The following is a 13,151-nucleotide window of genomic DNA, read 5'->3' as shown; positions in this document are numbered from 1 at the left end:
TGTTAAGCACCGACGCGTGAGAGGAGCCCCATGGCGACACCGGAAAGCAGCCCCCGCCCTCCCGAGGGCGATTGGCTGGGCACCCCGTACCTGACCTTCGAGCGGCAGGGACCGATCGCGGTGTGCACCATCGACCGCCCCAAGGCGCGCAACGCCCTGACCCCCGCGATGTACTTCGGAATCCGTTATGCCGTAGGGCGTGTGAGCGAGGACCCGGACCTGGCCGGGCTACTGATCACCGGAACCGGCGACGTCTTCGCGCCCGGCGGCGACATGGGCGGCGGGGGAGCCACGGACAACTGGATCACCTTCGGCTCGGCGCTGGGCATGGATGTCACGCCGTTCGACGCGGTGCGCACGTCGGCCAAGCCCGTCGTCTCCGCGGTCAACGGGCTGTGCCAGGGCGGCGGCATGCAGATCGCGTTGTGCAGCGACCTGTCGGTGGTCAGCGAGCGGGCGACCTTCCGGGTGCCCGAGCTGTTCCGCGGCTACGCCGACACCTACTACAGCCAGATGCTGGTCCGGCTGATCGGGCCGGTCCGCACCCGCGACCTGATGTTCACCGGCCGGGTGCTGACCGCGGCCGAGGCACTGGACTGGGGCCTGGTCACCCGGGTCGTGCCGCACGACGAGCTGCTCGCCACCGCCAAAGAGCTGCTGGCGCAGGTCTGCCGGACCGCGCCGCGGGCCCGCGGCGTCATCAAGGCCAGCATCGACAACTACCTCGGCCTGTACGACCGCATCGGCATGACCGCCAGCCTCGGCGACGCCGAGGCCCGCGACGGCTTCCGCGCGTTCAAGGAGCGCCGCTCGCCGGACTGGGTGCACCCGGAGTTGCGCGCCGAGGGACGGCTATAGGTCAATCCACTCGCCGTGGGCCGCGAGCCGCAGCACGCCCGCGATCCCGGCCTGATCGAACGCCGAGGCGAATTCGTCGGCGCCCTCGCTGAAGTGGGCCCAGCCGTCGACGTGGGCCGGGATCACCGCCTTGGCGCCCAGCACCTCGGCGGCGGCGGCCGCCCGCGCCGACGTCAGCGTCAACGGCCGGCCGTGCTCCTTGGCGGGCACGCTGGCCGCCCCCGCGAACAGCACCGCGACGTCGATCTCGCCGACGCGGTCGGCGACCTGCTTGACCGCGCTCATCGACGCGTTGTCGCCGCTGAGGTACACGGTGGGCACGCCGGGCCCCGACAGCACAAAGCCCGTCACCTCACAGTTGACGTGGCCGCCGGCGTCGCGCTGCCCGTCGGCCGGTCCGTGCACCGCCGGAACCGCCTGCACCGCAAGGGAACCCGATAGTTCATACGATTCCCACGCCGGCACCCCAACCGCCGGCGGGCCCAGCCGGGCGGCGGCGCCGGGGTTGGTGAGCACCAGCGGGGCGGCCAGCGCCATCGCGCGGCCGTCGTCGTCGAGGTTGTCGGGGTGCTGGTCGTGACTGATCAACACCGCGTCCACCGCTCCCAGCGCGTCGGCGCCCACCGCGGGCCCGGCGAGCTTGGTCAGGTAGGCGTGCTCACCGGGCGGGTCGAAGGTCGGATCCATCACGATCCGGTGGCCGGCGATGTCGATCACGGTCGTCGGGCCGCCCAGCACCGTGATCGCGCAATCGCGGCGCCGCGCGTCAAACATTGCGCGCCCGGCCTTGCCAATACGGTTCGCGCAGCGCGGTTTTGAGGATCTTGCCGCTCGGGTTGCGGGGCAGCGACGGCACGAAGTCCACGGTCCGCGGGCATTTGTAGCCGGCCAGGTGCCGGCGGCAGAACTCGATGATGTCGTTCGCGTCGACATCCTCCGTGGCGACGACGATCGCCTTGACCGACTCGCCCCAGAAGTCGTCGGGCACGCCGATGATCGCGGCGTCGGCGACCGCGGGGTGCTCGATCAGCACGCTTTCCACCTCGGGCCCGTACACGTTCTCGCCGCCGGTGATGATCATGTCCTTGAGCCTGTCCTCGATGTAGACGTAGCCGTCGGCGTCCAGGCGCCCGATGTCGCCGGTGCGCACCCAGTCGTCGTCGGTGATCGTCTCGGCGGTCGCCTCCGGCCGATTCAGGTAGCCGGTCATGTTCTGGTTGCTGCGCACCCAGATCTCACCCGGCTGCCCGACGGGCAGCGCCTCGCCGGTCTCGGGATCGGCCACCCGAATCTCGGTGCCCAGCACCGCCTTTCCGGCCGACAGCTGCAAGTGCGGCCGGTCGGTGTCGCGGTGGTCGTCGTCGCCGAGCGCGGTGACGGCCCCGCACAGTTCCGTCTGCCCGTACACCTGGACGAAGTTGGTCTTGGGCCACGTCTCGAGCGCGCGGTGCAGCAGCGGCAGCGGCATGGGCGCGGCCCCGTACACGATGTAGCGCAGGCCGGCGATCGTGGCGCTGGCCGCCTCGCCGGCGTCCAGGAACCGGGCGATCACCGGCGGCACGAAGAACGCGTGGGTCGCGCCGGCCCGCACCGCCCCGATCAGCGCCGCGGCGTCGGGCTCGCGGGTGATGATCGTCGGCACCCCCGCCGCGATGCCGAACAGCGCGTAGCCGATTCCACCGACGTGGAACAGGGGCATCGCCACGAGGTTCGCGTCGCCGGCGGCGAACGGGAACGCCGGCGCCAGGTTCGCCGCGTGATTGGCCAGCGCGCGCTGGCTCAGCAGCACGCCCTTCGGGCGCCCGGTGGTGCCGGAGCTGTAGATCACCAGCGCGGTGTCGCCGTCGTCGACCTCGGCGGCCTCCGCGGGCGGGGCCGTGGCGAGCAGGGATTCGTACTCGTCGTCGATCACCACGATGCGGTCCACGCCCGCGGCTTCGACCGCGGGACGCAGTTCGGCGCCGACGAACAGCAACCGCGGGCGGCTGTCGGCCAGCACGTGCGCGAGCTCGTCGCCCGTCACCCGCCAGTTGACGACGGTCGTCACCGCGCCGATCGACGCCGCGGCGAAGAGGATCTCCAGGCAGGCGGGGTGGTTCTTGTCCAGGAACGCCACGCGGTCGCCGCGCCGCACCCCGGCGGCCTGCAACGCCCCCGCCGCGCGCCGAATCCGCGCCGCCCACTCGGACCAGGACCACTGCCGCTCGCCGTAGCGGATCGCGACGTCGTCGGGACGCTGCCGGGCGTGCCGCTCGACGAACCCGGCGAGCGTCTCCGTCGTGCTGGCGTCTGGCATTACCCCTCCGTCTGCGCTGAGTGTTCCCTCCGAGTCTGCCCTGAGGGCTTTGAACGCGCGCGGACGGCGGGAAATTCTGGGGCCGAGCTGGCGAGATAACCGGCGGAAAGCACGAGTGCACAACCGCCGAGTTGCAGCACGGAGGGGCGTTCGCCCAGCACGGCGGCGCCCAGGACGACCGCGCCCACCGGAGTCAGCAGGAGCAGCGCGGAGCTGACGGTGCTGGGTACGCGGGCCGAGAAGAAGGCCACGAACAGCCAGCCCAGCAACTGGCCCGTCACGGCGACCAGGATCAACCATCCGACGGCGCGCCAGCCGGGCCGCAGGTCCAGGCCGTGCCACCAGGGTCCGACCGCGACCGCCACAACAGCCGACGTCGCCAGCAGCACCGCGTAGGTCTGCATGGGCTGACCGGCCTGCCCACCGCGTCGCAGCAGAAACAGGAATCCCGAGTAGCACAGCGCGGCACCGATCGCGTGCACGGTGCCCAGCGCGGGATTGCTGCCCGAGATCCCGTGCTCCAGCATCCCGCCGGCGAGCGCGACGCCGGCCAGGAGCGCGGGCAGCGCCAGCAGGAACTGGAACGAAATCCTTTCCCGATCGACCAGCCAGCTCAACAATGGAACGACCGCGACCTGGGTGTTGACCAGGACGGTCGACAGGCCCACCCCCACCTCGGGAATGGCCTGCGTCCACAGCAACATGTCGCCGGCGAACAGGGCGCCGCAGCAGACGGCCGACAGCACGCCGCGTCGTGAAAGACGCTGGCCGCGTTGCAATTCCGGGATCGCGAGCCCGGCGACCACGGGCAGCGCGAGCAGGCAGCGCGCCGCAGTCGCGGTCGCCGGCGTCGTCGCGGCCAATTTCAGGAACACGGCCGAGGCCGACAAGCACAAGGCGCCGGCGCCCAATCCGACTCGGTCTGCTGTGAACTTCATGCCCATTCGAGTACCCGGCTGCCTAATGGTTAAATCTATATTTAGGAATTAGGTGGTGATAGCCGATGGCACGGTCGGAGGCGGCCGGGCTCGACCTGCGCGGGGGTCATCCCGCGGTCGACCTGGTCAACACGGTGTCGTGGCGGGGTGACCCGCAGCGCCGTACGGAATACCTGTCGGACTATCGCGACCTCGTGGCCTGGGCGCGTCACGCCGGTGTGCTGTCGCCCGGTGAGGCGCGCGAGCTCGCCCAGCGCGCGGTCTCGGACCCGGACGCCGCCGAGAAGGCGCTGCGTCAGACCCGCCGGCTCCGAGAGGCGCTCCATCGCATCTGGACGGGGTGCGGGTCGGCCCGCGATGCCGACACGGTCGCCGACGCGTACCGATCCGCGCTGCGGGCCCAACGCCTCACCATCGACGGCGATGCCGGCGGGTGGCACGAAAAGACCCTGAGCGTGCAGACGCCGCTGCATCGGCTGGCCGCCGAAGCGGTGACGCTGTTGACCGCCGTCCCTTTCTCGCGCATCAAACGATGCGGCGACGATGCCTGCGGCTGGCTGTTCCTCGACACCAGTCACCGGCAGAACCGCCGCTGGTGCAGCACGGCCGATTGCGGCAACCGGGCCCGCGTCCGACGGTTCTACGAGCGCACCCGGGACGGACGCTAGCTCGGTGGGCGCACACCGAGCGCCGGTGTGCCACTATCACTGCCATGGTCAACGCCGATCGCGCTCGCTCCCGCACCTTCGTCGTGACGGGAGCGGCGTCCGGCATCGGCCTGGCCACCGCGCGACGCCTGCTCGCCGAGGGCGGCACGGTCATCGGCGCCGACGTGGCCGCCCCGCCCGACCTGGGAGCCGACTTCCACTTCGTCACCGCCGACATCACCGACGAGGCGGCCATCGACGCGGTGCTGGCCGCCGTCCCCGACCGCCTGGACGGCGTGTTCCACGCGGCGGGCGTCGCCGGCGGCGGCCCGGTGCACCTGCTCGACCGCAAGGAGTGGGAGCGGGTGATCGGGATCAACCTCACCGGCACGTTCCTGGTGGCCAAGGCGGCGCTGGCCAGGATGATCGAGCAACCCCGCGTCGACGGCGAGCGCGGCTCGATCGTCACCGTCGCGAGCATCGAGGGGCTGGAGGGCACGGCCGGCGGCAGCTCGTACAACGCGGCCAAGGGCGGCGTCGTCCTGCTCACCAAGAACATCGCGCTCGACTACGGGCCGAGCGGCATTCGCGCCAACGCCATCTGCCCCGGGTTCATCGAAACGCCCATGGCCCAGGGCGTTTTCGGCCTGCCGGGGATGGAGGGCCCACTGGCCTCCATCACCGAGGAGCACGCCCTGCAACGGTTCGGCCGGCCCGAGGAGGTCGCGGCGATGGCGGCGTTCCTGCTCTCGCCCGACGCCTCGTTCGTCAGCGGCCAGGCCATCGCCGTCGACGGCGGCTACACCGCCGGTCGCGATCACGGTGTCGTCAAACTCTTCGGGTTGCCCGACTAGCGCCTTAAGATTCGCGAATGGTCACTCCCGACGAGGCGATCGCGGCGATTCGAGGCACCGGCGGCGCGCAGCCGGGCCACCGGGCGCTGCACGCCAAAGGCACGCTGTATCGCGGCACCTTCACCGCGACCCCCGACGCGGCGGGCCTTTCGCGCGCCAAGCACCTCGACGGCTCGACGGTGCCCGCGCTGATCCGCTTCTCCAACGGGTCGGGCAACCCCTCGCAGCGCGACGGCGTGCCCGGGGTGCGCGGGCTGGCGGTGAAGTTGACGCTGCCCGACGGGTCCACCACCGACGTCTCGACCCAGACCGCCCGGCTGTTCGTCTCGAGCACGCCGGACGGATTCGTCGACCTGCTCAAGGCCATGCGGCCAAGCCCGACGACCCCGCTGCGCATGGCCAAGTACTTCCTGACCCATCCGCGGCTGTTCGGCGCGCTACCCGTGCTGCGCGACGCCAACAAGGTCCCGACCAGCTACGCCACCATCGAGTACCACGGGCTGCACGCCTTCCGCTGGGTCGCCGCCGACGGCAGCGCCAGATTCGTTCGCTACCACTGGGTTCCGGCCGCGGGGGAGAAGGGGCGGGCCCCCGACGGCGACGGCCCGGACTTTCTCACCGAGGAGCTGAACGCGCGGCTGGCCACCGGCCCGGTGCGGTTCGACTTCCGCGTGCAGGTCGCCGGGCCGAACGACTCGACGGTCGACCCGTCGGCGGCCTGGCAGAGCACGCAGGTGGTCACCGTCGGCACGCTGCAGATCGACGGCCTGGACACCCAGCGCGAGCGCGGCGGCGACATCGTCGTGTTCGACCCGATGCGCGTCACCGACGGCATCGAACCCTCCGACGATCCCGTGCTGCACTTTCGCAGCCTCGCGTATTCGGCGTCGGTCAAGCTGCGCACCGGCGTCGACCGCGGCCCCGAGGCGCCGCACGTCTAACGGCGACTAAGCTTTTCGGGAGTGCTGCTCTCCCATATGGTTTTGATCGCCGCGGCCGGGTTCGGCGCCGGCGCCATCAACGCCCTCGTCGGATCGGGCACCCTGATCACCTTCCCGACGCTCGTCGCCCTCGGTTATCCGCCGGTCACCGCCACCATGTCGAACGCGGTCGGCCTGGTGGCGGGCAGCGTGTCGGGCACCTGGGGCTATCGGGCCGAGCTGGCCGGGCAGTGGGACCGGCTGCGCTGGCAGCTGCCGGCGTCGCTGGCCGGGGCGGTGCTGGGCGCCTTCCTGCTGCTGCACCTGCCCCCGACGGTGTTCGCCCGCGTCGTGCCGGTGCTGCTGGTGCTGGCCCTGGTGCTGGTTGTGATCGGGCCGCGGCTGCAGACGTGGGCGGCCCAGCGCGCCGAACAACAGGGGCGGTCGGCCGAACACATCACGCCGGCCCGGATGGCCGTGCTCGTGCTCGGGACGTTCGCCGTCGGCGTCTACGGCGGCTACTTCACCGCCGCGCAGGGCATCCTGCTGGTCGGCATCATGGGCGCGCTGCTGCCCGAGTCGGTGCAGCGCATGAACGCGGCCAAGAACCTGCTCACGCTGGTCGTGAACGTCGTTGCGGCGGTGAGCTATTCGCTGGTGGCCTTCGGCCGGATCAGCTGGCCGGTCGCCGGGCTCATCGCGGCGGGCTCGCTGGTCGGGGGACTGGTCGGGGCGCGCTATGGGCGCCGGCTCTCGCCGACGGCGTTGCGCTCCACCATCGTGGTGGTCGGGCTGATCGGCCTGTACCGCCTGCTCGCCGTGGGCTGACGGATCAACTGAGCGTGGCGGCGGCGGCCTCCGCGATGACGTCCATCGCGTCGTGGCGCTTTTGCCATGCCCGCAGCTGGCGCATGGCCCCGTTGCCCTGCGCGGCGACGCGGTCGAGTTCCGTTGTGACGCGGTCGTATTCACCGAGCGCGTCCAGCGCCGGGCGCACCCGCCGCACCAGCGCATCCAGGACGTCGCGCGCCGGCACCGCCCCGCTGCCGTGGATCAGGTCGAGCGTGTGCCCGGCGAGCCCGTCGTGCGCGGACTTCCAGTACGCCGCCCGCAGCGCCGCGGGCGGCAGGCGCTCGTCGCCCGCGCCCCGCTCGTCGAGCGCCGTCATCACCGCCGCCCTGACCAGCGTGGCCAGCAGCACCGTCTCGGCGACCGTCGCCGGCACGTCGGCCACCCGGATCTCGACGGTCGGGAAGTTCTCCGACGCGCGCACGTCCCAATAGACCATCTTGTGATCGAGGATCACCTCGCTGTCGATGAGCATGCGCACCGTGCGGTCGTAGTCCTCGGGCGCCGGGAAGAACGGCGGCGGCCCGGCCACCGGCCAGCGCCGCCACAGCACGCTGCGCCAGCTCGCGTAGCCGCTGTCGGCGTTGCGATACACCCGCGAATTGGCCGACAGCGCAAGCAGCGACGGCAGCCACGGCCGCAACCAGTTGCTGACCCGAATGGCCGCGGCGCGGTCGGGCACCTGCACGTGCACGTGGCACCCGCAGATGCCCTGCTCGTGCGCGACCATCCCGTACGCCGCGCCGATCCGCCGGTACCGGGGCGTGTCGGTGACGGGAAAGTCGTGCGGCGTGGCGGGCGGAAGGCCGGCGGCGAGCAGCTGCACCCCGGCGGCGTCGGCGGCCTCGGCGGCGGCGCGGCGCAGCCGGGTCAGTTGCTCGCCGAGTTCGGCGCTGGTCGCCGTCACCGTGGAGTTGGTTTCGACCTGGCAACTGCTCAGCTCCAGCTGCAGCGTCGCGCCGCGGCGCTCGGCCTCCTCGGCCACCGCGGTGTTGCGCGGGGCCGGTTCGCCGGTTCGCGGGTCGACGAGGAGGAATTCCTCCTCCGCACCGAAGGTGGGCAGCCCGCTCATTCAGCCGATTATCGGCCGGTTAACTGTGGCTAATTGGGGTTACCAGCGAGCGGCCGAGCCGAGCGCGGCGTCCGTCGTCGGGTACACGGGCAGCAGCCGGCTCAGCCCGCAAGCGTCGACGATTCGGGCGACCATCGGTTCGCAGCTGACCAGGCGCAGTTCGATGCCGCGCTCTCGGCACCGTTGCGCCGCGTCGGCCAGCACCGCGAACGCGCAGCAGCCCATGAATTCCAGGCCGCTGACGTCGACGACGAAGGGGCCGGGCGGGATTGCGGCGCTGGACGCCTCGCTGACCAGCTGGCGCCAGGTGTGTTCGTTGCACGCGTCGACCTCGCCGCCGGCGTTGATGATCACCGCCGCGCCGTTTCGGTCGGTGGTCGCCCGCAGCGTGCTGTGCGGGTCGCCCAGCTCGTTGACCAGCCGCGGGCTCAGCGTCAGGTGCGGAGTGAAGATGGGTTCCGCAATAACCGAGCTCATGAGGACTCCTAATCTACCGACGTCGGGCGCCGGGATAGATGCCCGTCCTTCTGTCTGAAGACAGACGCTGCGCGAAGTGCGCGAATCTCATTTGTATAACGAGACAGGGCGGTCTGTCTACATCAGCCTGTTAAGAGTATGGTAAGGCCCGGTATGGCAAGCGATGATGTCAGTCCTGTCGTCAGTTCGGCCCGCGAACGCATCCTGAGCGCGGCCTATGAGCTGTTCAGCCGGCGTGGGATCCGCGCCGTCGGCACCGACGAGGTGATCGTGCGGGCCGGGGTGGCCAGGGCGACCCTCTACCGCCACTTCCCGACCAAGGACGCGCTGGTGCTGGCCGTGCTGCAGCGCCGCGAGGAGGTCTGGACGCACGGCCTCATCGAGGAGCAGTCCCGGCAACGGGCCAGCACGCCCGAGGAACAATTGCTCGCGATCTTCGACGTGCTGCACGACTGGTTCCAGGCGCGCGACGGTTACGAGGGCTGCTCGTTCATCAACGTCTTCCTGGAGTTGGGCGCCGATCACCCCGCCGGGCAGGCCTGCATCGCCCACATCGACCACGTCCGCGACATCGTGCGCCGCCGCGCCGTCGCCGCCGGGCTGACCGACGTCGAGGACTTCGCGTCGTCCTGGCACATCCTGATGAAGGGCGCGATGATCCTCGCGGCCGTCGGCGACCTGGGCGCCGCCCGGCGCGCCCGCCGGATGGGTCGCTGCCTCATCGAAGAGCACCGCCCGGTGGAGCCGGGCGACATCGGCGAGGCGGTCGGCTAGCGCAGCCTGCCCAGCGCTTTGAGTGTGAATCCTGGGCTTCCAGTGTGAGCTGATGGCGGGATCCGGGCGATTTTCCCGCCCTGGACGCACGCGCAAAGCCGTGGATTCACGCTAAGAGGCCACGGACCAGAGCGCGCGCTCCTCGGCCCCAGTTCAAGCGGCGTCGGTGGCTTCGGCTTTGCGGTAGTGCTCTTCCTCCAGCTCGGCGATCATCCGCGACGTGCGTTCGCGCAGCAGGATCGCGGCGGTGATTCCGCACAGCACGGCGACCACCAGCCCGATCCAGGAGAACCGCTCCAGCCAGCGTTCGGCGGCCATGCCGGCGAAGTACACCAGCGCGGTGGTGCCGCCGGCCCAGCAGATGCCGCCGGAGACGTTGGCGGCCAGGAAGCGCGGGTAGGGCATCTTGAGCGCGCCGGCCAGCGGGCCGGCGAAGATCCGCAGCAGCGCGATGAAGCGCCCGAAGAACACCGCGCGAACACCCCAGCGGTTGAACAGCTTTTCGGCCAGGGCGACGTGCCCGGGCCCGAAGTGTTTGGGGAACCGCCGGCCGAGCCGGTCGAAGAGCGGCAGCCCGTAACGGCGCCCGACCGAATAGCCGATCGAGTCGCCGATCACGGCGCCGATCACCGCGGCGCCCCCGACACCGATCGGATTGACCGCCAGGTCGTGGTGCGACGACATCAGCGCCGCGCTGACCAGCACGATCTCACCGGGCAGGGGAATGCCCAGGCTCTCCACCCCGACCACACCGCCGACCACCAGATAGACGAGGAGCGGGGGGATCGACTGCAGCAGAGCCTCCACATTCATGGGTCAAGGATGCCTGACCGACGGACAAAGTGCGCCGCACTTGGCGCGCTGAGGGGTTCCAGGCGTGGACGCTTGGGCACCCGCCCGTCGGCCGAGGACATGCCGCGCATGCGGCGCCACACCCACGGCATGAACTTGTCCTGCGTCCAGCGCAGCTGTCCGTAGGTGCGGGCCCGGAACGACAGCCGCGTGGGACTGCCGCTCGCCTCGGCCCAATCATGGTTGCTGCCAGGCAAATTGAGGGCCTCGGCCGCCGCCGCGGCGAATAGGATGTGCCCCTTGGTGGACGCGTGCACGCGGTCGACGTCCCAGGTGTCCAGGTCGCGCATCGAGGCCGCGTTGTAGAGGTCGACGAGCCGGAAGCCGTATTGGTCGGCGGCGGCCCTGATCGCGTCGTTGATGCGGGTGAGCCGCCCGGACACCAGCCGGCCCAGCGGGAGGAATTGCGCGACGTTCGGGAAGGTGGTGGTCACCACCGTCGCCCCCGATTGCGCGAGCGCCGCGTGCATGCGCTCGAGGTTGGCCAGCGCGCGGCCGAACGAGTTTCCCGGCTGGATGACGTCGTTCATCCCGACGCACACGGTGATCAGGTCCGGGCGCATGGCGAGCGCGGGCGGGAGTTGTTCGTGCAGCACGTCGGCCACCAGCTTGCCGCGAATCGCCAGGTTGGCGTAGTGCAGGCCGGGGTAGAGCGAGTCGATCGTGGCGGCGAGCCGGTCCGCGAATCCGAGGAAGCCGACGGCGTCGTTACCGTCCCACAGACCCTCGGTCTGGCTGTCCCCGATCGCGACGTATCGGCTGTATCCGGTCTCGGTAGCCCCGTACACGATGCCGAGACTAACGGGTAAGTCGGTTTTCGGCGGCTCTAGCGTGGCGTGGCGCGAGTGTGCGTTGACGGCGTCCCGTGTGAGGTGGTGGCGGTATTTCGACGATTTTTCCGCCCGGGAGTCACACGCAAGGCGAAGATCGCACACTGCGCCCTGACAGGTGTGGCCATTGCGACTAGTGCGACTACCGTGAGGCCATGCAAGCGAAGCGTGAGCCATCCGCCGAACCGCTTGCGCCGCAGTATCCGATCGAGTCGGTCGACAACGCGCTGAAGCTGCTGCTGCTGTTGGGGGAGCGGCCCGAGATCCGGTTGAGCGACGCGGCCCGAGACCTCGGTGTCGCCCCGTCGACCGCGCACCGGCTGCTGGCGATGCTGGCCTACCGCGGCTTCGTGCGCCAGGACCCGGTGTCCAAGGCGTACCTGCCGGGTCCCTCGCTCACCGGCGTGGCGTTCGCGGTCTTCGGCCGCCTCGACATCCAGCGATCCGCCGCGCCGATCATGCGGGCCCTCAGCGAACAGCTGCGGGAGTCGATTCACGTCGGGATGCTCGACGGCGCCAACGTCCATTTCGTCGCCGCGGTCGAGGGACCGGCGGCGGTCCGGGTGGCGTCCCGGCTGGGGCGCACCATGCCGGCGCACTGCACCTCGACGGGCAAGGTGATGCTCGCCGAGCTTCCCGAAACCGAACTGCGCCAACTGTTTCCGACCGAGGAGCTGGAACGGGTCACCGCGCATTCGATCGGCAGCCGCGCCGAGCTGGAGGCCGAGCTATCCCGCATCCGCGAGCGGGGCTACGCCATCAACCGCGAGGAGAGCGAGGACGGTGTCGCCTCGGTCGCCGTGCTGATCCCGACTCGGGCGCCGGGCGTGCGCCTCGCGCTCAACGCCGCCGCTCCGCGGGACCGGCTCGACAGCGCCCGCCATCCGTCGGTGGTCGCCGCTCTTGTCAACGCGGCCAAGGAGATTGGCGATCAGCTGGGCTGAAGCCGGTGCGGGATCTCCGGCTTCAGGAAGACGTCGTTGAGCGTCACGGTGCGCAGCCTGCGGGCCCGGATGATGTCCACCAGCTGCCCGTAGGCATGGGTGATCGGGGCGTGGTTGAGATGCCCGATCACGATGTTCTGCGGGGTGAAGGACTGGTCGGCCATCTTGACGATCTGATCTTCGGTCAGCACCGCGGAATCCCGCAGGTCGCCGGACCACAGCGTAGGCACCTGGTAGCCCATATCGGCGGCCACCGCGTCCACCACGGCGTTGTGACGGCCATAGGGCGGCCGGAAGTACGGGGTGGCGTCCACGCCGTAGGTGTTCCGCAGGAAACGGTCGGTGCGGCCGAGTTCGTCGGCGACCTGGTTCGGCGTGAGCTTCGGCAGATCCGGATGCGTCCAGGTGTGGTTGGCGAGCTGAATGTGCCCGGATTCGACGAGCGGCCGAAGCAACTCGGCGTTGTCGGTCCACGACCGGTAGGAGCCGGTGACGAAATAGGTGAGCCGCACGCCGGTGTCCCTGGCGAATTCCGTGTAGAGCCGGACCACGTCGGTGTCGACGCCGTCGTCGACCGTCCACGCCAGCAGGTCACCGTTGCCGGGAAGCTTGCTCAGCACCGCGCCGCCGGGCAGCGTGACGCGCGATGCCGGACCCGGCGGCGAGAGCAGCGGCGGCAGGGCCGGAGCGGCGGGGCTCGGCGCGGATCGGGGAACGTCGGCACGGGCCACCGTGCCCCTGGTCCCGGCCTCCGAGCACCACGAGATCCCGGTGACGGCCACCGTCGCGGCCACCGCGACCAGGAAGCGCCGCCGGTCCAGTTCGCTCACGTCGGCCAGG

General features: G+C 70.7%; 15 protein-coding genes. 7 read left to right on the top strand and 8 right to left on the bottom strand.

Going from position 1 to position 13,151, the window contains the following annotated elements:
* The first annotated feature begins 30 nt into the window (after positions 1-30).
* Positions 31-858, top strand: coding sequence for an enoyl-CoA hydratase/isomerase family protein (locus A5655_RS05435; RefSeq protein WP_067006394.1), 828 nt, complete (start codon positions 31-33; stop codon positions 856-858).
* Here the strand turns inward: A5655_RS05435 and A5655_RS05430 are convergent.
* From A5655_RS05430 to A5655_RS05420, 3 genes are read right to left on the bottom strand one after another with little or no spacing between them, the layout of a single operon-like run.
* Positions 853-1,632, bottom strand: coding sequence for an MBL fold metallo-hydrolase (locus A5655_RS05430; protein ID WP_067006391.1), 780 nt, complete (start codon positions 1,630-1,632; stop codon positions 853-855). The two genes, A5655_RS05435 and A5655_RS05430, sit on opposite strands and share 6 nt — an antisense overlap.
* Positions 1,625-3,154, bottom strand: coding sequence for a long-chain-fatty-acid--CoA ligase (locus tag A5655_RS05425; protein ID WP_067006388.1), 1,530 nt, complete (start codon positions 3,152-3,154; stop codon positions 1,625-1,627). The genes A5655_RS05430 and A5655_RS05425 overlap by 8 nt, the downstream gene beginning before the upstream one ends.
* The gene (locus tag A5655_RS05420) at positions 3,154-4,092 is read right to left on the bottom strand and encodes a DMT family transporter (RefSeq protein ID WP_231999074.1); all 939 of its coding nucleotides are present in this window, start codon (positions 4,090-4,092) and stop codon (positions 3,154-3,156) included. Before A5655_RS05420 ends, A5655_RS05425 begins: the two co-directional genes overlap by 1 nt.
* Positions 4,093-4,157: 65 nt before the next feature.
* Here A5655_RS05420 and A5655_RS05415 point away from each other — a divergent pair, with 65 nt between their 5' ends.
* The 4 genes from A5655_RS05415 to A5655_RS05400 are packed head-to-tail and all read left to right on the top strand — an operon-like array spanning position 4,158 to position 7,341.
* A complete protein-coding gene (locus tag A5655_RS05415) occupies positions 4,158-4,760 on the top strand; it encodes an ABATE domain-containing protein (protein ID WP_067006381.1) in 603 nt (200 codons plus the stop codon).
* Between the two features lie 44 nt (positions 4,761-4,804).
* A complete protein-coding gene (locus A5655_RS05410) occupies positions 4,805-5,593 on the top strand; it encodes an SDR family NAD(P)-dependent oxidoreductase (RefSeq protein WP_067006378.1) in 789 nt (262 codons plus the stop codon).
* A 17-nt stretch (positions 5,594-5,610) separates the two neighbouring features.
* Positions 5,611-6,534 (top strand): catalase family peroxidase, encoded by a 924-nt coding sequence (locus A5655_RS05405; RefSeq protein WP_067006375.1) that lies wholly within the window; start codon positions 5,611-5,613, stop codon positions 6,532-6,534.
* A gap of 36 nt (positions 6,535-6,570) precedes the next feature.
* Positions 6,571-7,341 (top strand): sulfite exporter TauE/SafE family protein, encoded by a 771-nt coding sequence (locus tag A5655_RS05400; protein ID WP_067006372.1) that lies wholly within the window; start codon positions 6,571-6,573, stop codon positions 7,339-7,341.
* 4 nt (positions 7,342-7,345) lie between these two features.
* Here A5655_RS05400 and A5655_RS05395 read toward each other — a convergent pair whose 3' ends face one another.
* Both A5655_RS05395 and A5655_RS05390 read right to left on the bottom strand, forming a co-directional pair.
* Positions 7,346-8,434 carry a glutamate--cysteine ligase gene (locus A5655_RS05395; protein ID WP_067006370.1) on the bottom strand — a complete coding sequence of 363 codons (1,089 nt, stop codon included), beginning with the start codon at positions 8,432-8,434 and terminating at the stop codon, positions 7,346-7,348.
* Positions 8,435-8,473: 39 nt separating this feature from the next.
* Positions 8,474-8,911, bottom strand: coding sequence for an anti-sigma factor antagonist (locus A5655_RS05390; RefSeq protein ID WP_067006368.1), 438 nt, complete (start codon positions 8,909-8,911; stop codon positions 8,474-8,476).
* Between the two features lie 153 nt (positions 8,912-9,064).
* Between A5655_RS05390 and A5655_RS05385 the strand changes: the two genes are divergently transcribed.
* Complete coding sequence (locus A5655_RS05385) at positions 9,065-9,685, top strand: TetR/AcrR family transcriptional regulator (protein WP_067006365.1); 621 nt, start codon at positions 9,065-9,067, stop codon at positions 9,683-9,685.
* A 153-nt stretch (positions 9,686-9,838) separates the two neighbouring features.
* Here A5655_RS05385 and A5655_RS05380 read toward each other — a convergent pair whose 3' ends face one another.
* Both A5655_RS05380 and A5655_RS05375 read right to left on the bottom strand, forming a co-directional pair.
* Positions 9,839-10,498, bottom strand: a complete 660-nt coding sequence (locus A5655_RS05380; protein ID WP_067006361.1) for a DedA family protein — start codon at positions 10,496-10,498, stop codon at positions 9,839-9,841.
* Entirely contained in the window at positions 10,495-11,325 is an 831-nt protein-coding gene (locus A5655_RS05375; protein ID WP_067006358.1) for an SGNH/GDSL hydrolase family protein, read from the bottom strand. The genes A5655_RS05380 and A5655_RS05375 overlap by 4 nt, the downstream gene beginning before the upstream one ends.
* Before the next feature lie 197 nt (positions 11,326-11,522).
* On the opposite strand from A5655_RS05375, the gene A5655_RS05370 reads away from it, so the two are divergent.
* On the top strand, positions 11,523-12,311 hold the full coding sequence (locus A5655_RS05370) for an IclR family transcriptional regulator (RefSeq protein WP_067006355.1): 789 nt from the start codon (positions 11,523-11,525) through the stop codon (positions 12,309-12,311).
* On the opposite strand, the gene A5655_RS05365 is transcribed toward A5655_RS05370, so the two are convergent.
* Entirely contained in the window at positions 12,299-13,132 is an 834-nt protein-coding gene (locus A5655_RS05365) for a polysaccharide deacetylase family protein (RefSeq protein ID WP_067006635.1), read from the bottom strand. The two genes, A5655_RS05370 and A5655_RS05365, sit on opposite strands and share 13 nt — an antisense overlap.
* Between the last annotated feature and the right edge of the window lie 19 nt (positions 13,133-13,151).

The organism is Mycobacterium sp. 1081908.1 (assembly GCF_001673535.1).
Lineage (GTDB): Bacteria > Actinomycetota > Actinomycetes > Mycobacteriales > Mycobacteriaceae > Mycobacterium.
This window is presented reverse-complemented; position numbering and strand designations above follow the sequence as displayed.

Bases quoted from the DNA above. Each gene is read 5' to 3' on its own strand.
- A5655_RS05435 (WP_067006394.1), top strand. From the start codon at position 31: ATGGCGACACCGGAAAGCAGCCCCCGCCCTCCCGAGGGCGATTGGCTG.
- A5655_RS05430 (WP_067006391.1), bottom strand. From the start codon at position 1,632: ATGTTTGACGCGCGGCGCCGCGATTGCGCGATCACGGTGCTGGGCGGC.
- A5655_RS05425 (WP_067006388.1), bottom strand. From the start codon at position 3,154: ATGCCAGACGCCAGCACGACGGAGACGCTCGCCGGGTTCGTCGAGCGG.
- A5655_RS05420 (WP_231999074.1), bottom strand. From the start codon at position 4,092: ATGAAGTTCACAGCAGACCGAGTCGGATTGGGCGCCGGCGCCTTGTGC.
- A5655_RS05415 (WP_067006381.1), top strand. From the start codon at position 4,158: ATGGCACGGTCGGAGGCGGCCGGGCTCGACCTGCGCGGGGGTCATCCC.
- A5655_RS05410 (WP_067006378.1), top strand. From the start codon at position 4,805: ATGGTCAACGCCGATCGCGCTCGCTCCCGCACCTTCGTCGTGACGGGA.
- A5655_RS05405 (WP_067006375.1), top strand. From the start codon at position 5,611: ATGGTCACTCCCGACGAGGCGATCGCGGCGATTCGAGGCACCGGCGGC.
- A5655_RS05400 (WP_067006372.1), top strand. From the start codon at position 6,571: ATGGTTTTGATCGCCGCGGCCGGGTTCGGCGCCGGCGCCATCAACGCC.
- A5655_RS05395 (WP_067006370.1), bottom strand. From the start codon at position 8,434: ATGAGCGGGCTGCCCACCTTCGGTGCGGAGGAGGAATTCCTCCTCGTC.
- A5655_RS05390 (WP_067006368.1), bottom strand. From the start codon at position 8,911: ATGAGCTCGGTTATTGCGGAACCCATCTTCACTCCGCACCTGACGCTG.
- A5655_RS05385 (WP_067006365.1), top strand. From the start codon at position 9,065: ATGGCAAGCGATGATGTCAGTCCTGTCGTCAGTTCGGCCCGCGAACGC.
- A5655_RS05380 (WP_067006361.1), bottom strand. From the start codon at position 10,498: ATGAATGTGGAGGCTCTGCTGCAGTCGATCCCCCCGCTCCTCGTCTAT.
- A5655_RS05370 (WP_067006355.1), top strand. From the start codon at position 11,523: ATGCAAGCGAAGCGTGAGCCATCCGCCGAACCGCTTGCGCCGCAGTAT.